General features: G+C 71.8%; 10 protein-coding genes. 4 read left to right on the top strand and 6 right to left on the bottom strand.

The annotated features are described in order from the left end of the window. Positions 1-32 precede the first annotated feature (32 nt). Complete coding sequence (locus JNK12_08485; GenBank protein ID MBL8775953.1) at positions 33-5,363, top strand: carboxypeptidase regulatory-like domain-containing protein; 5,331 nt, start codon at positions 33-35, stop codon at positions 5,361-5,363. A gap of 85 nt (positions 5,364-5,448) precedes the next feature. Further along, positions 5,449-10,803, top strand: a complete 5,355-nt coding sequence (locus JNK12_08480; GenBank protein ID MBL8775952.1) for a carboxypeptidase regulatory-like domain-containing protein — start codon at positions 5,449-5,451, stop codon at positions 10,801-10,803. 25 nt (positions 10,804-10,828) lie between these two features. Here the strand turns inward: JNK12_08480 and JNK12_08475 are convergent, their stop codons facing one another. Together JNK12_08475 and JNK12_08470 are read right to left on the bottom strand one after the other, a co-directional pair. Then, the gene (locus JNK12_08475) at positions 10,829-12,250 is read right to left on the bottom strand and encodes a DUF839 domain-containing protein (GenBank protein ID MBL8775951.1); all 1,422 of its coding nucleotides are present in this window, start codon (positions 12,248-12,250) and stop codon (positions 10,829-10,831) included. 70 nt (positions 12,251-12,320) lie between these two features. Then, the gene (locus JNK12_08470; protein MBL8775950.1) at positions 12,321-14,534 is read right to left on the bottom strand and encodes a fibronectin type III domain-containing protein; all 2,214 of its coding nucleotides are present in this window, start codon (positions 14,532-14,534) and stop codon (positions 12,321-12,323) included. A 213-nt stretch (positions 14,535-14,747) separates the two neighbouring features. Here JNK12_08470 and JNK12_08465 point away from each other — a divergent pair, with 213 nt between their 5' ends. Further along, positions 14,748-15,131: an RNA-binding S4 domain-containing protein gene (locus JNK12_08465; protein MBL8775949.1), complete on the top strand. Its 384-nt coding sequence runs from the start codon at positions 14,748-14,750 to the stop codon at positions 15,129-15,131. A gap of 74 nt (positions 15,132-15,205) precedes the next feature. Here JNK12_08465 and JNK12_08460 read toward each other — a convergent pair whose 3' ends face one another. Both JNK12_08460 and JNK12_08455 read right to left on the bottom strand, forming a co-directional pair. Beyond that, positions 15,206-15,835, bottom strand: coding sequence for a YdeI/OmpD-associated family protein (locus JNK12_08460; protein MBL8775948.1), 630 nt, complete (start codon positions 15,833-15,835; stop codon positions 15,206-15,208). A gap of 192 nt (positions 15,836-16,027) precedes the next feature. Further along, on the bottom strand, positions 16,028-16,843 hold the full coding sequence (locus JNK12_08455) for a helix-turn-helix domain-containing protein (GenBank protein ID MBL8775947.1): 816 nt from the start codon (positions 16,841-16,843) through the stop codon (positions 16,028-16,030). 102 nt (positions 16,844-16,945) lie between these two features. Here JNK12_08455 and JNK12_08450 point away from each other — a divergent pair, with 102 nt between their 5' ends. Further along, on the top strand, positions 16,946-17,476 hold the full coding sequence (locus JNK12_08450; protein MBL8775946.1) for a YceI family protein: 531 nt from the start codon (positions 16,946-16,948) through the stop codon (positions 17,474-17,476). A gap of 846 nt (positions 17,477-18,322) precedes the next feature. Here the strand turns inward: JNK12_08450 and JNK12_08445 are convergent. Further along, on the bottom strand, positions 18,323-20,086 hold the full coding sequence (locus JNK12_08445) for a putative DNA binding domain-containing protein (GenBank protein MBL8775945.1): 1,764 nt from the start codon (positions 20,084-20,086) through the stop codon (positions 18,323-18,325). 223 nt (positions 20,087-20,309) lie between these two features. Next, complete coding sequence (glnA, locus tag JNK12_08440; GenBank protein ID MBL8775944.1) at positions 20,310-21,734, bottom strand: type I glutamate--ammonia ligase; 1,425 nt, start codon at positions 21,732-21,734, stop codon at positions 20,310-20,312. Between the last annotated feature and the right edge of the window lie 48 nt (positions 21,735-21,782).

The raw sequence follows: 21,782 nt of genomic DNA, 5'->3' as shown, positions 1-21,782 counted from the left end.
CCACTGCCGTAGCCTCTCCCCAGGAGGCGAGCGTGCGGGCACGGGCCGGACGAGGGGCGTGGCGGCGGGCGGCGGGCGTCGTCGCGGCCGTGCTCTCGGCCGGCTCCCTGCTGGTGCTGACACCGGCACCGGCGGCCGCCGACCAGCCGCCGCAGTTCCTGGACGAATGGGGGACGGTCGCGGCCTCGGAGGCCGACTTCCGCGACCCCGTCAGCGTCGCCATCGCCCCGACCCGGGAGCTCTTCGTCCTCGACCCGACCCGGGACCGGCTCCTCGTCTTCGGGACCGACGGGACCCTGCTGCGGAGCTGGGCCGACACGTCGTCCACCCGGATCACCGTCTCCCCCACCACCGGGAACGTGTGGTCGATCGCGCAGTGCGAGGTGAGGGAGCAGACCGCGGACGGCACCCTGGTCCGTTCGCTCAACGCCATCGCCGGCGGCTGCCTGTTCCAGTACGGGCTCGACCTCGCCGTTGCCCCGACCGGGGACATCTACGTGCTCGAGAACCTGCTCACCTGGCAGACCGAGACCCCGAGGGTCCGGGTGTACTCCGGCGCCACCGGCCGCCAGGTCCGGTCGTGGACCGGAGCGAGCTCGGGCGCCGGCGCGCTGACCGACCCGTCGGCGATCGCGGTCGCGGCCAACGGGAACGTGTACCTGGCCGACCCGATCCGTGACGACGTGCAGGAGTTCACCCCCACCGGCACGTTCGTCCGGGGGTGGGGGTCCTCGGGGAGCGGCGCCGGCCAGTTCCAGTACGCCCGCGACCTCGCCGTCGCCGGTGACGGCAGCGTGCGCGTCGCCGACGCCAGCCTCGGCCGCGTCCAGCGCTTCGACACCGCCGGCAACCTCCTCGACACGTTCGGCCAGGCGGGATCCGAGCCGGGCGCCCTCACCGACCCCGACAACCTCAGCATCGAGAACCTCGACCTCGCGCTCGACCCCGTGAGCGGGGATGTCGTGGTCGCCGACACGAGCAACCGCCGCATCCAACGGTTCTCGTCGTCGGGCACCTTCCTCGGCCTCCGCGGGTACTTCGAGGCGGAGGGTCGTGTCGTGCAGCCCTTCGACGTGGCGACCGACGCGGCGGGCAACGCCTACGTCACCGAGACCGGGGCGAACCGGGTCGAGGTCTTCGATCCGAACGGGCAGTTCCTCCGCACCTGGCGACGGGCCGACAACCCCGGCGGCGTCCTCGGCGATCCCCGGGGCATCGCGGTGAGCGCATCGGGGGACGTCTTCGTGGCCGACGCCGCCCACGGGCGCATCCAGCGGTACGACGACGACGGCACGCAGATCTCGGCGTTCGGCGCCCAGGGCACCGGAGCCGGCCAACTCGACGAGCCGACCTACCTCGCGCTCGACGGGTCCGGGCTGCTGTACGTCGGCGACGCCGGCAACGACCGGGTCTCGGTGTTCACCACCGACGGGGCCTTCGTGCGGTCCTTCGGCACGCGGGGAACCGCCGACGGCCAGTTCAAGGGCGTGGCCGGGATCGCCGTCGGCCCCGATGGCAACGTGTACGTCGGCGACAACAACTCGACGAGCGGCGGCGCCGCGGCACCACGGATCCAGCGCTTCTCCCCGACGGGGGCCTTCCTCGGCAAGTGGGGTGCCGCCGGCACGGGCGACGGCCAGTTCGGGACCATCAGGGACCTGGTCGCCAACGCCGCGGGCCGCATCTACGCCTCGGACTGCGGCGCGGCCGACCGCGTGCAGGTGTTCGACCTCGCCGGCACCGCCCTCGCCTCCTGGGGGGCCGACGACGGGGGCTTCGCCGGCTGCGACTCCGGCATCGCCCTGAGCGACCGCTGGGTGTACCACGCCACCGACCGGAACAACGGGTCGGAGGACGACCGGATCGTCCGGTACGAGTACCCGACCGGCGGCCTGATGAGCGCCACCATCACCGTCGACGAGACCGACGTGATGGCCGGCGCCACCGTCCACTACCACGTCACCATCGACAACCTGGGCGGCGTCCCCCTCACGGGCGTGGCCACCGAGGACACGGCCGGCTCGTCGTGCTCACGGTCCGTCCCCGACATCCCCGTCGGGGACCGGTACCGGTTCGACTGCACCTACGAGGTCACCGCGGCGGACTCCGGCTGGTTCCCCAACGCCGTCACCGTCACCTCCGTCGAGGCGGCTCCGGCGACGAGTGACCCCGCCCGCGTGGACGTCAGCGCGTTCGGCGCGCCGGTCACCGCCCGGACGTGGTGGCCGAGCGCGACCGGCGCCGACGATGCGCCGCTGACCGGCCCCACGGGTCTGACCGCGGACGGCGACGGCCACCTGTACGTCACCGGCAGTCGACCCGCGCCGGCGACCAGCCTGGTCCAGCGCTTCGACAGCGATGGGGACCTGGCGGACGCGTGGGACGCCACCGGTTCGGCCCCCGGTCAGCTCGACCGCCCCGAGAGCGTCGCTCCCGCTCCCGACGGCAGCGTGTACACCACCGAGTGCGGCATCAACCGCCTGAGCCACTTCACCGCCGATGGGCAGCTCATCAGCTACTGGCTCGAGCAGCGCTTTCTCGGCAGCCGGCAGGTGTGCTCGCCCTCGGACGTCGCGGTCGGCCCCGACGGGCACGTCTACACGGCCGACGCGGCGAACGACCGGGTGGCGCACCTCGTCGGCGACGACCTCGTCACGCTCGTGGGCTCCCCCGGCACCGGCGACGGCCAGTTCGAGCACCCGACCAAGCTGGCGGTCGGACCCGACGGCACGCTCTACGTGCTCGACCTCGGCAACGACCGGGTCCAACGCTTCGCCGCCGACGGCACGTTCCTGTCGAGCTTCGGCGGCCAGGGTGACCACAACGGCCAGCTCCGACTTCCGACCGACCTGGCCATCGACGGCGCCGGCCGGGTCTACGTGTCCGACACCACCCGCGACCTGGTGCAGGTGTACACCGCCGACGGCCGCTACCTGGCCCGGTGGAGCGTCGAGACCCCGAACCTGGCGGCCCAGACGGCGCCGGACGGCACCGTGCTCGTCCACACCACGCCGACCATCAGCAACGGAGGGGCCCTGACGGGAGCGATCCGGACCTACGCGTTCGCTCCCGGCGCGCTGGTGGGCGCCCAGCTCACGCCGGCGACGACGCAGGTCGATCCCGGGCGCACCGCGTCGTTCACGCTGCGCATCGACAACCTCGGCGCGGTCGCCCTCACGGGGTTGACGGTCGACGCGGGGATCCTGTCGGGCTGCGGCGGGGCGACTGCGGACCTGGCGCCTGGCGCATCCCGCAGCCTCACCTGCACCTACGTGCCTGAGGAAGCCGACGCCGGCGAATTCCACGCCCGCGTCACGGTCGACGCCGACCAGATCGCCCCGGAGCCCTCGAACACGGCCTGGGTGGAGGTGCGGCTGCGCAAGGTGCAGCGGTGGGGCTCGGCCGGCGCGGGCCCGGGTCGCTTCGCCGACCCGGACGGGATCGCAGCGCGCGCCGGGCGCGTCTACGTGGCCGACTGCGGCAACGACCGCGTCCAGCAGTTCGACGGGAGCACGGCCTTCGTCCGGGCGTGGGGCACGCCGGGGACGGGTGACGGGCAGTTCGACTGCCCCACCGACGTCACCATCGCGAGCACCGGGAACGTGCTGGTGGTGGACAGCGGCAACGGCCGGGTCCAGGAGTTCACCGCGCACGGGGCGTTCGTCCGGGCCTGGAGCTCGCAGACCCCGAGCGGCGGCACCCCCCACGCCATCGACGTCGACGACGACGACAACGTCTACGTCGTCGACTCGAACAACTCCTCGAACACGGGTGGCCGCAACACCGTCCGGCGCTTCACGCCCACCGGCACGCTGGTGACGACCTTCCCGAACGCCGGCAACCGCTACCGACCGTCGGGGATCTGGATCACCTCGGCGGGCGTGTTGCACCTCGTGGGCGCCGGCCAGACGATGGACACGTACGACCTCAGTGGCACGTTCCTCGGGTCGCTGACCCTCGGCCCGACCTCGGCCTACAGCGCCCACGAGGTCGCGTTGGACCTCCAGGGCAACCTGTGGATGACGGTCCCCAGCCTGAACGAGGTGCGCAAGCTCACCGCCACCGGCACCGTGCTCGGCCGCTGGACCATTCCCGGCCCCACCGGCATCACCATCGCCGCAGGTGAGGTGTACGTCACGACCACCACGGACCGCGTGGTGAAGCTGGGGGTCCGCGACCCCGGAACCGGGATCACCGGTCGCGTCACCGAGGACGGCTCGGGCGACCCGATCCCCGGCGCCGCCGTGCTCGCCCTGCGCCGCGACGACTACACGCTGCTGGCCGCCGCGAACGCCGACGCCAACGGCGACTACCGACTCGAGCTCGCACCCGGCGACTACGCCATCGAGTTCGCCGACCCGACCGGGGCCCACGGCTACGAGTGGTACGAGGACCGCCCGACCCCCGAGGGCATCACCACGGTCACGGTCACATCGGGCTCGCTCACGACGGTGTCCGGCGCGCTCGCCCCTGCCCGAGGCTCGGTGGCCGGCACGGTGACCGAGCTCGCCGGCGGCGCTCCCGTCGACGGGATCACCGTGCTCGCGGTTCGCACGGGTGCGGCGGCCGCGTCGAGCGGTGCCGTCGGTGGTCGGGCCGTGACCGACCCCGCCGGCCGCTACCGCCTGACCGGCCTCGACCCCGGCGACTACTTCGTCGCGATGGTGGACCTCGAGAACCGGTTCGCCACTCCCGCGGTGGTCCCCGTGACCGTCACCGATGGCGGGACGGCCACCGCCGACGCCGCGCTCGACCCCCGACCGTCCCCCGCAGGCGCAGTGACCGGCACGGTCCTGGCCACGACGACGAGCTCGGGCAACGCCACCTCGGCCCCTTTGCCGGGAGCCCTGGTCGTCGGCCTCGACCCCGCCGACCTGCACCTGGTCGCCGCCGCCGCCACCTCCAACACCGGCGCCTACGAGCTCCAGGTGCCCTCCGGCGACGTCCTGGTCGCGTTCGTCGATCCCCTCGGCCGCCACGCCTTCGAGTGGTACGACGACCAGACCGAGCCCGCGAGCTTCGACGACGTCGCCCGCGTGCGTGCCGGCGACACGGCGAACGCCACGCTGGCCCGCACCACCGGTGACCTCACCGGGACCGTGAGCGGCACCGACACCAACGGCGTCGCGGTCCTGGCGGTGCGCCCGACGGGCATCGCCGGCGCCACCCTCACCAACAGCTCCGGCGTGTACACCATCAGCCACCTCCCGCCCACGACCTACCTGCTCGTGTACATCGACCCCACCGGCAACTACCGGGCGAACTTCTACCGGAACCAGTCGCTCACGACCCTGGCCAGCCGGGTCACGGTCAGCGCCGGCGTGCGCACCAACCTCTCGAGCCAGAGCATGGAAGCATGGTGAGCGACGCTCGGCGCGGCGAGCGCCTCCCGAACGGGGAACCGCAGGTGCACTCGGACGATCGTCGGATCGGAGGGGTTGGTCGACGATGACCACGCCACGCCACCGCCGTCCGAACCAGGCCCTGGCCACCCTGCTGGCCGGCGCGCTCGTCGCGACGACCCTGATCGTCACGGTCACCGGCGCCCCGCCGGCCTCGGCCGCCCCGCCGCCGCTCACGCAGACCCTCGGCCTCGTGCCGCTCCAGGACACGGACCTCTCGAACCCGTCCGACGTGGCGGTGGGCCCCGACGGGCTGATCTACGTCGCCGACTTCAACCGCGACGACGTCGCCGTCTTCGACTCCGACGGCACGTTCCAGCGCCGCTGGACGGTCACCGACCCGGGCGCGCTCGCGGTCTCCCCGGCCACGGGACACGTGTACACCTTGAGGTCGTCCACCTGCCTGCTCTCGGAGTTCGACGCGACGGGCACCCCGGTGCGCACCTTCGGGAGCTGCGGCTCCGCCGACGGGTCCCTCAGCGCTCCTGAGGACCTCGCCGTCGCGCCGGGGGGCGACCTCTACGTGGCGGACACGGGCAACGACCGCGTGCAGCAGTTCACCGCCACCGGCTCGTTCGTGCGCCGCTTCGGGACCCAGGGCACGGCGGACGGCCAGTTCAACAACCCGGTGGCGCTCGCCGTGGGGTCGGACGGCACCGTGTTCGTGGCCGACAGCTCCAGGGACGACGTCCAGGCCTTCGACCCCTCCGGCACCTTCCTGCGCAAGTGGGGCAGCCGGGGCGACGGGGCCGGCCAGTTCCAGCGCGTCACGGGGGTGGCCGTCGCGCCGGACGGCTCGGTCCTCATCGTGGACACGAACCGATCGGACGTCCAGCGCTACACCACCGGCGGGGTCCTGACGGACGACTGGGACACACCCCGGACCTGGTCGAACGCCGCCGCCGACCTGACCGGCATCGCGGTGCGCCCGGACGGGTCCGTGTTCGTGTCGGACGCGAACGGGTACCGCATCCAACGCTTCGACGCCTCCGGCGCGTTGACGACGATGTGGGGGATGACCACCGTGCCCGAGCGCGTCCACACCCCCACGAGCGTCGCCCTCGCCCCGGATGGACGCATCGTGGTGAGCGACGCGCGAAGCGACGAGATCAAGGTCTTCGCCCCGGACGGCACCGTCGTGGTGACCATCCCCAACGACGACCCCGGCGCGCGCCGTCACATCGAGGGCGTCGCCGTCGACGCCGACGGCGACATCCTGGCCGTCGACACCGGATACAACCTCGTCCGGCGCTACGACGCCGACGGCACGCCCGCTGGCAGCTGGCCTTCGTCAGGTGTCCAGGTCGACAGCCGCCTGACCCCCGTCGGGGTCGCCGTCGGACCCGATGGCGACGTGTTCGTCTCCGACAGCTGGGCCAAGCGGGTGGAGCAGTTCGACCCCGACGGGGCGTTCGTGCGGAGTTGGCGCACCAACCTGGGGGACACCCAGGACTGCTGCTGGACCCCCGGGGGCCTCGACCTCGACGCCGACGGCAACGTCTACGTGGCCGACCGCACCAACGACCACGTGCGGGTCTTCTCGCCCACCGGCGCGCTGCTTCGGAGCTGGCCGTCCGCCGACGTGGAGTCGGTCGCCGTCGACCGCACCCACGGTCTCGTCTACGCCGCCGGCAACCCCGGCTCCGACTGCACCGACGGAAGGGTCACGCGGACGAGCCTCACCGGCGACGCCACCTTCGTGATCCCCACGACCAGCTGCGCCTTCGACGTCGCGACCCGTGGCGACGACGTCTACGTCGCCGAGGCGCACCCGCTCGAGGGCTTCGTCCCCGTCTCGCGCATCGACCGCTTCACCTATCCGGCGGGCCCGGTCGTCGACCTGACGCTGACGGTCGACGAGACCGTCGGCCACGCCGGCACCCCGGTGCACTTCCACGTCACGGTGTCGAACAACGGGGGCGTCCCGCTCACCGGGGTGACCACCTCCTCGACGAAGCTGGCCGACTGTGCGCGGTCGCTGGACGACGTGGCCGTGCGGGCGACGGTGCGCTTCGACTGCATCTACACCCCCGTGGTGGCCGACGCCGGCACCTTCACAGCCTCGCTCACCGTCGACACCGCCGAGACGGACCCGGTGACCTCAACGGCGGTGTCGCTGCCGGTGAACGGCGTGCCCCTCCCGTTCCCCGGCCGGCAGTGGCGACCGTCGCCCACCGGCCTGTCCGACGGCGACCCCATCGGCGGCACCACGGAGGCCACCGCGCCGGGGCTCGCGGTCGGGCCCGACGGCGACGTCCACGTCGTGGGCAGCCGGACGTACCCCGCCGCGACCCAGGTGCAGCGCTTCAGCGCCGACGGCCGCTACGAGCAGGCCTGGGGCACACCCGGGACGTCGGTCGGCCAACTCCACTCCCCCGAGCAGATCGCGGTCGGGCCCTCGGGCGAGGTCTACGTGACCGAGTGCGAGTCGGATCGCATCCAGCGCTTCACCGCCGACGGCACGCCGGACGGCGCCTGGACCGAGGAGCGCAGCTGGTTCAGCCGCGATGTCTGCTCGCCCGCCGACGTGACGGTCGCGCCCGACGGCACCGCCTACGTCGCCGACGCCGCCAACGACCGGATCGACGTCATCAGCGGAGGCAGCCTGACGCCCGGATGGGGCACGGGCGGCAACGGCGACGGACAGTTCAACAACCCGATCGGGGTGGCGGCCGCGCCGGACGGCACCGTGTACGTCCTCGACGCCGGCAACCGCCGGGTCCAGCGCTTCACGGCGGCCGGCGGGTTCCTCGGCAAGTTCGCGAGCGCCGGGACCGGTCTCGGCCAGCTGTCGGCGCCCGTGGCCATCGACGTCGACGGCGAGGGGCGGGTGTACGTGACGGAGTGGGTCGGCGGCTACCTCACACCCAGGCGGGTCCAGGTCTTCACCCCGACGGGTCAGGTCCTCGCCAACCTGCCGATCGGATCTCCCCGGCTCGCGGTCCACACCGACGCGGGCGGTTCGACCCACGTCTACAGCTATCCGAGTGTGCCGACGGCCTACGGGACCCTGACCGGCTCGATCCGCGAGTACGTGCTCGCCGAGGGTCCCGTCGTCGTGCCGACCCTCAGCTCCGACGTCGCCCAGCTCGACGTCGGCGACACCGTGACCTACACGCTGCGCCTCGACAACCCCGGGCCCGTCGCGCTCACCGGGGTGGTGGTCGACGCCGGCGGGCTCACCGGCTGCAGCGGCCCGGTCGAGGAGCTCGCCGCGTTCGGGAGCCGCACCGTCACGTGCTCGTCGACCGCGACCACCGCCCACGTCGGTCGCCTGCACCTGCTCGCCACGGTGGAGACGAACGAGACGCCGCCCACCGCCTCGAACCCCCTGGCCGTCCAGGTCCTGCGCCCCACCATCGCGCAGTTCACCGGGGGACCCGAGGCCTTCGACGACCCTGTCGGGCTCACCGCCAACTGGCAGGGCGATCTGTGGGTGGCGGACTGCGGTAACGACCGGGTGGTCCACCTGTCGACGGCCGACGGCTCCGTGCTCGGCTCGGTCGGCCAGCCCAGGACCCCCACCCACGTCCCGGGCCACCTCAACTGCCCCGCCGACGTCGTGCTCGACGACGGCGGCAACGTGCTGGTGCTCGACCGGGGCAACCAGCTCGTCCAGGAGTTCGAGCCGACCGGCGCGTTCCAGCGGTGGTGGCTGACCCGCACGAGCAGCGCGGGGACGCCCAACGCCATCGACGTCGACGGTGCCGGCAACGTGTACGTCACCGACAGCGAGTCCACCCACTCCTACACCACCCAGGAGTCCTACTTCGACGGCTGGGGCTGGACGTGCTGCAGGGACGTGTTCCACTTCGTGCCCCCGGGAGGGAACAACCTCGTCCGCCGCTTCGGGCCGGACGGGACGTTCCTCTCCGAATGGGGTGGGTACGACTCCGGCCGCTTCCTGCTGAACGGCCTGTGGATCACCGGCGGCGGCGCGCTCCATCTCGTGAACGACGGCGGCGTCCAGGTCAACACCCTCGACGGGGTCGCACAGGGCACCCTCCCCGGCCTCGCCGGGGTGAAGGACGTGGCCGTCGACCGCTTCGGGCACATCTGGGCGGTCGGCGACAACCGACTCCGCGAGCTCACGCCCGCCGGCAACGTCTTGTCCGACTACCCGATCCCAGGTGCCACCAACGTCGCCGTCGACCGGGACAACGTGTACGTGACCGCCGGCGACCGGGTGCTGAAGCTCGGGGTCGGGACGCCGGTCACCGCGATCACCGGGCGGGTGGCCGAGGACAACACCGACGAGCCGGTGCCGGGTGCGTACGTGGTCGCGCTCCGCGAGAGCGACCTGAGCCTCGTGCGGGGAGCGCGCGCCGACGAGGACGGCTACTACCGCATGGACGTGCCCGCGGGCCGCTACCTCCTGGAGTTCTACGACCCCTCGGGCGCCCACCGCTTCGAGTGGTACGACAACAACCCGGCGCCGGCCTCGCTCGACGAGGTGCCCCGGGTGACCGTCACCGAGGGGGCAGAGTCACGGGTCGACACCCGCCTGGCGCGAGACACCGGCTTCCTCAGCGGCCCCCTGTTCAGTGGGGGCAGCCCGGCCGGCCCCGGCATCGAGGTGATCGCCTTGCGCCGCGGCACTCCGGCAGGCAGCACGACCACCGCCGGCAGCGAGTACCTGATCGAGGGCCTACGCCCAGGCACCTACACCGCGGTGTTCGTCGACCCGACGGGTGCCCACACACCGATCTTCTACAGCGGGTCCCCCACCCCGACCGGGGCGACGACCTTCACCATCGCGGCCAACGACGGGTTCAACGCCGGCGCCGACCTGCCCGCGGCCACCCCGGCCCCGCACGTCGGCCCTGTCTCCGGGACGGTCACCGAGGAGGGCACCGGTCGACCCGTCGAGGGGGTCATGGTCGTCGCGCTGCGGGCGAGCGACCTCGGCTTCGTGCGCTCCACCCGCACGGCCGCCGACGGCAGCTACACGCTGTCCCTGCCGTCGGGCGAGCACCTCCTCGAGATCGCCGACCCCTCGGGGGCCCACCGGTTCGAGTGGTACGACGACGAGGCCGAGCCCGCCTCGTTCGCCGAGCTGACGACGGTCACGGCGGGCACGACCAGCGCGGACGCGGCGTTGCGGCGCACGACCGGCGCGATCGGCGGGACCGTCACCACCGGCGGCGGGAGCCCGGTCGAGGGCGCCTGGGTGATCGTCTACAGCGACGCCGCCACCCGTTCGGTCGCCACCGGGAGCGACGGGAGCTACACGATCGAGGGACTCCCACCAGGCTCGTACACGGTCGCCTTCGTCGACCCGACCGCCACCCTTCGCTTCGAGTACCACGAGGACCGCCCTGGCCCCGTCGGCACCACCCCGGTGACGGTCACCGCCGACGGCGAGACCACGGTGGACGCCGCCCTCGATCCGGTGGCCTGATCCGCCACGCGGCGGGCCGCCGGCGTCAGCGGGTGATGTCGGTCGCGAAGGGGCCGGTGATGGCGAAGACGAAGCCCTCGTCCTGGATGCCGGCGAACAGGGTCCGACCGTCGGGCGAGAAGCACACCCCGGTGAACTCGCTGCGGCTGAGGGCGTTGCGGGCGAAGACGGCCTTGCGGCCGGTGGCCGACACCGTGACGAGGTGCTGGGTGCCGGCACCGTCCTCCGCGACCATCAGGCTGCCCGCCGGCCCGGCGGTGATGTTGTCCGGACCGTCGGGGACATCGGCGCCGGCGCCGCTCGGCGCGACGTTCCGGGGGAAGAAGGCCCGCAGGCGCAGCGTCGAGGTCGCTGGGTCGTAGGACCAGATCTGACCGTCGTGCGCGGCGACGCTCCAGTCCTGCGGGCTGCCGGTGCGGGCGAACGAGCTGACGACGTGGCACTTGCCACCGCTCCACCAGAGCCCCTCCAGCTTGCGGGCCCGCGTGATGCCACCCCCCGGGCCTCGGCGGGTGACGGGGGCGTTGCGGTTGGTGCGGTCGACGTACGTGAACTGCTCACGGGTCGATCCCTGCACGAGCGCGGACGGGTCGGGCACGGCCTTCCACTTCGCGGCCAGCGTCGTGCCCACGGTGCGGTACACCGACAGGTCCTCGACACCGGGCACGCGCAGCGCCTCCAGAAGGCCGCCGTTGCGCAAGGTGTGCAGGCCATTGGGCAGCTGCGCGGGGGTGAAGCGGTAGAGCAGGCCGGCCGGGGCGACGGCGTCCTCGGTGAGGTAGACGTGACCGCGGTGGGGGTCGACGGCCACCGCCTCGTGGGCGAACCGGCCGAGGGCGGTCAGCGGCTGCGGGTCCACGTTGGAGGCCGCGTTCAGGGGATCGACCTCGAACACGTAGCCGTGGTCCCGGGTGATGGCGCCGCCGGCGGTCTGCTCGCTCTCCTCGCCGCTCAGCCACGTGCCCCAGGGCGTCGGCCCGCCCGAGCAGTTGAGCAGCGTGCCGGCGAGGCTGACGGTCTGGTCGACGAGTCGGTTGTCGCCGTCCACGACGAGGGTGGTGGTCCCCCCGGTGGCGCCCGGGTCGTAGGTGAGGTTCGGTGGGCCGACGACCGGGAACGCCGCCGTCGCCCCCTGCTCGTGGTTGTTGACGAGGTGGACGTTGCCGCCCGGGCCGGCGAAAGCGGCGGTGCCATCGGGGCGTCCGGGCACGAGCCCGACCTGCGGCGCCGGCATCGCCCGGCCCGCCTTGGTCACGACCCGGTACGAGTAGCCGGGGGGCAGGTCGAGGCGCCCGGCGGGATCGCGCCGCAGCGGCCCGAACCCCGCGGCCATCGCCGGCGCCGCGCCGGCGGGGAGCACCAGGCGCAGTCCCTCGGTCCCGCCGGCGACGAGGCCGAGCCCGACTCCCGCCGCCCCCCGCAGGAACCCCCGTCGACTCAGCACCACCTGCCCATCATCGCGTCCCGTCAGCGCACGACACCCACCTGAACCGACGATGCCTCGCCCGAGCGCGCCCTCAGGCGGCGCGGAAGTGCACGGCGCCGACGCCGACGCAATCAGTCGAGAACCGCAGGTCCAGCTCCGCCACCGTGCCGGACGGCGTGAGCACCAGGTGGTCGATCGCGAACCAGCCGCCCATCTGGGTGCTGCACCTCGGCGTGTGCACGTAGATGCCCCCGCGCACCGGGTCATGGCCAGGGTGAGGCCGCAGCTGGTCGTAGTAGCCGACGGCCGGGGTGGCGCCCCCCGAGACGGCGAAGCGGCCGAGGATCGGCGTGGTACCGGTGACCTGTACCTCGATGACGTCGTTGGTGCGGCCGACCGCCAGTTGGCTGCTCGGCGACGTGTGGTTCGTGCCTTGCAGCTGCACCCAATTGCCCTCCGTCGGCGTCGAGCCCGGTGCCGGGCCCCACAGGTCGGGCGGGATGGGGCGTGGCGTCGCAGGGACGAACACGGGATCGTCGACGTCGTAGTGGATCGCGCCGTTCACGACGTCGCCCGGAGTCGACTGGCATCGCAGCTCGAAGCGCAGGTCGAGCTCGGCAAGGGTCCCGTCGGCGGCGTAGGCGATGTGGTCGATGGCCAACCAGCCGCCGTCCCAGCAGGTGCGGTAGTCGTAACTCAACTGCAGTCCGGCTCGAGCTGGGTTGCCCAGCGTCGGGCGCACGGTGTCGGTGTAGTAGCCGGTGGGGATCGGTGCGCCGTCGCGGATCGGGGCCGATGCGTCGATGGTCCAGTTTCCGGCCCCGGCGACGGCGGCCCTGATGCGTGGCCCGCTCACCCCCACCGAGAGCCTGCTGGCCGCCGTGTACGTCGCCGAGCTCCCGTTCCCGAGCGCCCGCCCGTGAGACTCCATGCGGATCCAGTTGCCGGTGGCCGGCGTGGTTCCCGGCGCCGGCGACCACAGGTCGCCCGGGACGGCCGCCGGTGGCGGTGGGTCGAACAGTGGGTCGTCCGAGTCGTAGCGGACCGCGGCGTGGATCTGGATGCCGCCGCACCGGTACTCGAGGCGGTAGTCGAGCTCGTCGAGGGTGCCGTCCGGCTTCCAGCGGACGTGGTCGACCGCCAGCCAGCCGAGCGCGGGCATCCCGCACTCGTTGCCCAGGTGGGAGACCCCGGTGTGGTAGCCGAGGTCGTCGATGAGCCCGACGTGGTCGAGGTCCGCCCCATCCGCCAAGGCGAGCCAGAGAGACCAGCGATCGTCACCGTTGGCGACAAGGGTGATGCGCCCGCTCGTGCGTGCACTCTCGATCGTGAGCCGTGCGTCCCGGGGGGTGCGCAGGCCGTCGGGCGTGCTGGCCCAGCCGTCGATGGCCTGGACGTAGAGGTAGTTCCCCGAGGCCGGGAGCGCGTCCGCCGGTGGTTGCCAGAGATCGTCGGGCAGGCGGGTCGTGGCCTGCTCGGCCCTCCAGGTGTCGGTCCGGTAGAGCCCGCGGGCCAGCCCCCGCCGCGTGACGGGGAGCTGAGGCACGAACCGACGGACGGTCACGGGAGCGAGCGCCCCGATGGCCACCGCCCAGCCGACGGCAGTCGACGACGAGTCGCGGACATCGACGTACTCCGGGTCGCCGCCGGAGGACTCGGGACTGCCGGCCAGCCCGTGGAGGATCATCGCCCACTGGCCACGGGTGAGCAGCCGGTTGGGTCGGAAGCGGCGGTCGCCCAGGCCCGAGAGCATCGGCCGGCGGGGGCCGTCGCCATCGGGGTCCTGAACCAGGTGGCGGACCGCGCCCTCGAGCGCGGCGGGCACGTCGACCAACCCGTGCGGGGGCAGCGAGTCCACGGCCGGTTCCTGGGCGTAGCGATAGACCGTGCGCGCCGCCTGTCCGCGGGTCACCGGTAGCAGCGGGCGGAAGCGGCGGTCGGCGAGGTGCCCGCCGATGGGACGGCCCGGGTCGGACCCCGGGGCCATGAGCCAGGCCACGGCTTCGTCGGCGGGGAGGTCCAAGAGGCCGTGTGGTGGTGACGGCGTCGCCGCCGCCGGGGTGCTGAGTGCCGACCACCGACCGTCCCTGCGGGCGCTGACCTGGAAGGCGTGGGTGATCCCGTTCGCCAACTGCGGCACCGTTAGGCGAGTGGTCGCGGCCTCGTCATCGCCGACGGTCGCGACCCACGCTCGGTCCTGGTACACCCGGTACTGGTCGGGGCGCGGCCCGTCCGCAGCGTCGGTCCAGGTGAGGGTGACCGACCCGTCACCGGCGACCGCTCGAACCGTCGGCGACGGCTCCATCGGCGAAGACGTCTCGACCCCTCGAGCGACCGCCGGCTCCGGGGCCTCCGGGCCCGTGATCGTCGAGGCGGAGGAGGGGACCGCTGCCGCGAGGACCCCGACCACGATCGCTGCCACGGCGGCGCCCGGCAGTCGACGATCCATGGGTACACCCGTCGGCCGCGGCCTGGCCCAGTGAAGGGTGGTCCAGATCGTCGACACGGCCCGCGCGCCATGCGCGACCATCCAACGGTGGACGAGACCCGGGTCGACCGCTGGCTGTGGGCCGTCCGCGTGCACAAGACCCGGTCCGCCGCCACCGACGCCTGCCGTGGCGGGCACGTACGGGTCAACGGCCGAGCGGCCAAGCCCGCCACCCCGGTGCGAGTCGGCGACCGGGTGGAGGCGACCGTCGGCCCCCGCCGACGGCTGCTCGAGGTGGCCCGGGTGATCGACAAGCGGGTCGGGGCGCCGATCGCCGCCGAGTGCGTGGTCGACCACACACCACCCGACGAGCGCCCGACCGGGCACGCAATCGGCGTCCCGGTGCGCGACCGCGGCGCCGGCCGCCCCACCAAGCGGGACCGCCGCCAGATGGAGCGCCACCGCGGCCGGTGACCCCGCCCGTCCTGACGACGGCGGCCGCTGGGAACCCACTCCTCCATGGCCAGCGACACGATCGCCGGTCGGCCCTACTGCGCCCGCCGGCCCTCCTCGGCCTCGGCCACGATCTTCCTGATGCGGGTGGCACGGGTCTCGGGCTTACCGGCGCTGAGCACCCACCACAGCATCTGCTTGCGGGACGACGGCGGGAAGCTGTCCCACGCCGTGCGGGCCATCGGCGCCGCGTCGAGCGCAGCGGCGAGATCGTCGGGCTCGATGAGGTCTTCGACCGGGTCGTAGATGGTCCACCACCCGTTGGCCTGCGCGACCTCGACCACCCGACGGCCGGCGTCGGTGAGCAGACCCTGCGCCTCGAGGTCGGCGACGCGCTGGCGGTTCAGGCGCGTCCACGTGCTCTTCGCCTTGCGCGGGGTCATCAGTTGCAGGCCCCGGTCGTCGTCGAGGATGTTGACCGTCGAGTCGATCCACCCGAAGCAGAGCGCCTCCAGGACGAGCTCCTCGTACGGGACCGCCTCACGGCCGCTCGCCTTGCGCCACGACACGACCCAGACACCGCGGGCGCTGCCGTTGTGCTCGGCCAGCCACGCCCGCCAGGCCGCCCGATCGGGCGGGTGGTAGATCGGGAAGTCGAACTTCCACGCCTCCGGGTGCGCTGACGCCGACGGCGGCACGCTGTCGGCGGCGACCTCGTCCCCCACGTTGCGACTCTAGGAGGACGGCGTCTCGGACACCCATGCCCGCCCATTCGGCATCGGCTGACGACCGCCCGCCGCTGCGCTGAGCCCAACCCAGCGCAGCCAGCCGCATCAGCGGCGGCTCGTTGCGCTCGATCCAACCGAGCGCAGGGCGCCACCCTCCCGACGCCGGAGAGGACGCCGGCCAAACCGCGCTCAGCCCACGCTGCGCAGTCGGGGGCGGAGCGCCGCCTCGGTCGCCTCGTCGGCGGGCAACCAGGTGACGAGCAGGCGGTCGATGCAGTCGTCGAAGCGGAGGACCTCGAGGTCGAAGCGGAGCGGCCCGAGCGTGGGGTGGCGCAGCTCCTTCGCGCCCCGGGCCTTCGGCTCGACCTCGTAGGCCGCCCAGCGGCGGGCGAACTCGTCGACGTCCCGGAGGTCGTCGAGCAGCGCGGCGTAGTCGGCGTCCTGCGCCCAACGGGGCTCGGCCGCCCGGAGCTGGGCGACGAGCTGGTCGGCCACCTCGTCCCAGTGGTGGTAGGCGTCCCTCGCCGCCGGGGAGAGGAACGTCCAGCGGGCCAGGTTCGGCGGGTCGAGCAGGCCGAGCGGACCGGCGACGCGCTCGAAGGCCGGGTTCCAGGCCAGCACGTCCTTGCTCGGCGAGAGCACGAAGGCCGGGTTGGGGTCGAGCCCGGCGAGCAGGGTCCGCACGGTGGCGGGCACCTCGTAGCCCGACGGCGTCGACGGGCACAGCTCGCCGTGGGCGGAGATCATGGCCAGCTGGCCGAGGTGGAAGCGCTCGGCCTCGTCGAGCCGCAACGCATCGGCGAGGGCGGAGACCACCGATGCCGACGGGTGGGTGTCGCGTCCCTGTTCCAGGCGGATGAGGTAGTCGACACTGACCCCGGCGAGGGTGGCGACCTCCTCCCGGCGCAGGCCGGGCGTGCGCCGCCGGCCCCGGTCGGGCAGGCCGACGTCGGCGGGGCGGACCTGCTCCCGGCGGGACCGGAGGAACGTGGCCAGGTCGCTCACGGTCCCAGTGTGCCGCCGTTCGCGCCGACCCAGCCTGGCCCCCGCACTACCAGGATCGACCCGGCCTTCCTATGGCGCCGCGGCGGGCGCAGGGTGGCCGCCATGACCACCACCAACACCACCACCGCCCTCCCCCTCGCCCCCGGCCGCTGGGCCCTCGACGCCAACCACTCGTCGGTGGGCTTCACCATCCGTCACCTCGGCGTCTCCAAGGTGCGGGGCCGGTTCCGCTCGTTCACCATCGACGCCGCCGTCGGGCCCACCGTCGAGGAGACCTCGGTGCGCGCCGAGATCGACGTCGCCTCCCTCGACACCGGCATCGCCGACCGAGACGCCCACGTCCTGTCGGCCGACATCGTCGACGTGGCGCAGCGGCCGACGCTGTCGTTCCGGTCGACGTCGGTGTCGCTCGACGCCATCGAGGGCGAGCTGACGCTCGGTGACGTGACGCAGCCGATCACCCTGGACGTCGACTTCGGCGGCACCGCCGAGTTCCCCGCCGACGGCTCGATCCACGCCGGCTTCGAGGCCCGCGGCGAGCTCCGCCTCCGTGACTACGGCATCGGCACCTTCGGCATGGGCGACCTGGTGAAGCTCGAGCTCGACGTCCAGCTCGTGGCCCCGCCGACCTGATCTCGATGCAGACGCGGACGAGCCGCTCCCGCCGCCGCCGGAGCGGGGCGAGCGCGGCTCGTCGCGTACGACCGGGAGCCGGAGCGGCTCAGATGTCGTAGATGTGGTGCAGGACCCGCCTGACCTGCGGTCTCACTGACCGAATCGGGACCGAGTCCGCCAGGAGTCCGTGAGATTCTCCGTGGCCGGGCCGATCCATCGTTTCGCCGAACCCGTCACCCGCACCCTCGAGCACGACCTCGGCCTTGACTTGTTTGGTTGAGCCCATCAAGGAGCGCAGGGCAGGTGCCCGGCCAGGAGGGAGTCGATCTGGTGCCACTCGAAAGATCACTCCAGGGACGCTCGGGATAGATCGGACTCGCGAACCCACAATCCGAACACCCGCTCGTGGTGAGGCGAGTACCTTCGGCACGAAGAGTGTGCCTCGGGAGGAGCTGATGGATGTCGATCCGGACGCTTGGCGGCCGCTGACGGAGAACGAGGTCGCTCTCTTGGAGATTCTCACGTCGCTTGACTATCTGGGGGCAGCGCAGTTGCGTGATCAGGTTCCACACGCCGAGGCGCGACGAGGCTGCAAGTGCGGGTGCGGGACAATCGGATCTACGAGTTCGGACTGACTCGGCTCTGCCAGCACAGGTCAGTCGCAGTCGGCCGGTTCCTGGCGAAGCGGAAATCCTCGCCACCAGTCCTCCTGGTGGACTGATCCTGTTCCTCGCCGACGGCTACCTCAGCTCGTTGGAGGTGTACGGCTTCGGCGACTCTCCACTTCCACTGCCAACACCGGACGAAATCCGGCCATATGTAAGGGACGAATGACCATCCTTGCCGATTCAGGACCGAACGGCGCTAGAAGAGGCGCTGGTCCTCGGGGCCGTCGGACTGCGAGGTGTCATCTCTCGACTTGCGTCGGCGGGGACGTGGAAGCTTCGGTCCAGGCCCGTACTCGACGCCTGGCCCGCGCTTGGCTTCCGACACTCGGACAATCATCTCGCGCTGTTGGAGGTCGGCCAGGATGTCTCGGGCCCGATACACGTCGATGTCGAACAGGTTCTGAAGGGTCCGGTTCGTGACCTTGCCGTACTCATGCAAGTGGGCGATCACCTTGCGGTCGATCTCGTCGACAGTTCGGCGGTGATAGCGGACGGCGGCACCAAGGGCCTTCAACGCATCGGCACGAAGGCGGTACTGGCCCTTCCGACGCGAGCCTGTCTCGCGGGTTGCTTCGACCATCGCGGAGCGTTCCTCGGAGAGGCGCCGGAGGATGTTCTCGGCCTCGGACTCTCTCTTCTGCAGCGCTGGGGCGATCTGTTCTGCAGTGACCGTTCGCTGTTGGCAAAGCGTGAAGAGGATCAGCATCGCATCGGTGTCGTCTCGCTCTTCAGGCGCCAACTCGGCCACGTACCTCACGATCGAGTTTCGGGGTGCACCGCCGGAGAGAGCCACACGAACGAAGTCGATGCCCTCCTCGATCACCGGTGGGTCGTGTCCGATCCGGATCATCTCGCGAACCATCCGGTCGACGCCCCGCCCTGTCTCCTCCGCAAGCCGTAGCAGGCGGGAAGCCTTCGCCAGCGCCGGGTTCCGGGGCGTCGAGGCGTGGGTGAGGATGTTCGCCGGGGTCACGCTCCCGACCAGCGGACCGGGCGAGATCACCACGAACGAGGTCGGCGAGTGCTCGATGTTGACCGGGCCCGGCAGCCGGTAGTCGCGGTGGAGAAGAGCGTTCGAGAGCGCCTCCCTGATCGCGGCCTCGGGAAAGTCGCTGATCTCGAGCTGCTGCCCGCTCGGCAAGGTGAGCGGCGTGACGTTGCGCCTCGCCCACACCAGCTCCATCGTGCGTTCGAAAGCGAGCACCATGGGGAGGCTGATCCGCTCGACCAAGGCCGCCTCACCACCTGGCGTCGGGCGGTGCTGGTAAACGACGACTGCATCATCGGCCGGCGGCTCGCAGAACAAGACCTCACCCGCTCGCAGGAGCCGACCGTCGGAGTCGACGACGCCGAGCGCGCTCAGGAGGTCGCCATCGGAGAGCGACGCAAGTGGCCGCCGGTCGTCCGGGAAGCGCTGGAGCGCCTCGCGGGCCGACTCGAGCGCACGAGCGGCGATGTCGGCCACTCCGAGTGCGGACGGCTGCGCGGACCAGTCGACTCCGAGGCGTTCCTCTCGAAGCCGACGATGCTCCGTTGGCGAGAGCGGGAGGCAGTCCGTACCGACCCGATGGCTGGACCGGCCTTGCTTGTCAGCGTGGATCTCGAAGCTGCGCAGAACATCGACGGCCAGCATCGTCACATCGCCTCGCTGGAGCCTTCTGGCGCCGACCATCAGGGGCGGGTCCGTCAGCTCGTAGATCCTGCGTTGGCAAACCGTCGGATCCAGGTCGCAGCCCTGGAACGCTTCGACGCCGGCGGTGGCGTTGGCGACCCCCATGACGACGGTCCCACCGTCTGCGTTCGCGAAGCACACCACCGCGTCCACCAAGGTCTTGATGGCATCGTTTCGACTATCGGGCTGACGCTTGAAGTCGAGCTCACTCGATTCGAGGCTGGAGGGAACGGCGCCTTCGGCGATGCGTTCCAGGACCTGGTCGAGCTCCGTGGCAGAGAGGGGCACTGCGACAGTTTGGCGGAGTTTGGCGGATCCCGCCAGTGCGCAGATCCGCCAAACTCCCTCAAACGGTCCGGCCGCGGCCGACATCCCGAGTCCGCGAGGAGTCCGCTAAATCCTGAGAACAGGGGCGGAATCGCCGGTACGGGCTAGTACGCCCTGGACAAGTGTCTCCGCAGGTCAAAGGCCATAACCGACCCCTGACCTGCGGAGCGACCAGACCTCGGGTCTAGATGTCGTAGTAGAGGTGGAACTCCCACGGGTGCGGGCGGAGGCGGAGGGGGTCCACCTCGTGCTCGCGCTTGTAGGCGATGTGGGTCTCGATGAGGTCGTCGGTGAACACGCCGCCGGCCTTCAGGAAGTCCTGGTCGGCCTCCAGCGCCTCGAGGGCCTCGGGCAGCGAGCCGGGCACCTGCGGCACCTTGGCCAGCTCCTCGGGCGGGAGGTCGTAGAGGTCGCGGTCGACCGGGTCGGGCGGCTCGATCTTGTTCTGGATGCCGTCGAGGCCCGCCATCAACATGGCCGAGAAGGCCAGGTACGGGTTCGAGGACGGGTCGGGGCACCGGAACTCGAGGCGCTTGGCCTTCGGGCTCTTCGAGTACAGCGGGATGCGCACCGACGCCGAGCGGTTGCGCTGGCTGTAGACCAGGTTCACCGGCGCCTCGTAGCCCGGCACCAGGCGCTTGTAGGAGTTGGTGGTCGGGTTGGTGAAGGCGATCACCGAGCGGGCGTGCTTGAGCAGGCCGCCGATGTACCACCGGCCCATGTCCGACAGCCCGGCGTAGCCGGCCTCGTCGTAGAACAAGGGCTCACCGTTCTTCCACAGCGACTGGTGGACGTGCATGCCCGAGCCGTTGTCCTCGAACACCGGCTTCGGCATGAAGGTCGCGGTCTTGCCGTTGCGCCAGGCGACGTTCTTGATGACGTACTTGAACAGCATCAGCTGGTCGGCCATGTCGGCGAGGGGCGAGAAGCGGATGTCGATCTCGGCCTGGCCGGCGGTGCCGACCTCGTGGTGCTGCACCTCGACGTCGATGCCCACCGCCTGCAGGGCCAGGGTCATCTCCGACCGCAGGTCCTGGTAGTGGTCCATCGGCGGGACCGGGAAGTAGCCCTCCTTGTAGCGGGGCTTGTAGCCGAGGTTCGGGCCCTCGTCCTTGCCGGTGTTCCAAGAGGCCTCGATCGAGTCCACCGAGTAGCTCGCCGAGTGGGAGTCCTGGTGGTAGCGGACGTCGTCGAAGATGAAGAACTCGGCCTCGGGCCCGACGTAGCAGGTGTCGGCGATGCCGGTGCTCTGGAGGTACTCCTCGGCCTTCTTGGCCACGTACCGCGGGTCACGGCTGTAGTGCTCGAGGGTGATCGGGTCGTGCACGAAGCAGTTGATGTTCATCGTCTTGTGCTGCGTGAACGGGTCGATCACCGCGGTGTTCGGGTCCGGGATCAGGATCATGTCCGACTCCTGGATCTCCTGGAAACCTCGGATCGACGAACCGTCGAAGCCGAGGCCCTCCTCGAAGGTGTCCTCCTCGAGCTGGGAGACCGGGATGGAGAAGTGCTGCATGAGGCCGGGGAGGTCGCAGAACCGGATGTCGACGATCTCGACGCCCTCGTCCTTGGCCAGTGCCAGCACTTCGGATGGTGTGCGCTCCTGCACGGTTCCTCCTGCGGGTTTTCGGGGGTCGGGGCACGCGGGTGTGCCCCC

The sequence above is a fragment of the Acidimicrobiales bacterium genome, assembly GCA_016794585.1.
Lineage (GTDB): Bacteria > Actinomycetota > Acidimicrobiia > Acidimicrobiales > DATDAH01 > JAEUJM01.
This window is presented reverse-complemented; position numbering and strand designations above follow the sequence as displayed.

Bases quoted from the DNA above. Each gene is read 5' to 3' on its own strand.
- JNK12_08450 (MBL8775946.1), top strand. From the start codon at position 16,946: ATGACCACCACCAACACCACCACCGCCCTCCCCCTCGCCCCCGGCCGC.
- JNK12_08480 (MBL8775952.1), top strand. From the start codon at position 5,449: ATGACCACGCCACGCCACCGCCGTCCGAACCAGGCCCTGGCCACCCTG.
- JNK12_08470 (MBL8775950.1), bottom strand. From the start codon at position 14,534: ATGGAGCCGTCGCCGACGGTTCGAGCGGTCGCCGGTGACGGGTCGGTC.
- JNK12_08465 (MBL8775949.1), top strand. From the start codon at position 14,748: ATGCGCGACCATCCAACGGTGGACGAGACCCGGGTCGACCGCTGGCTG.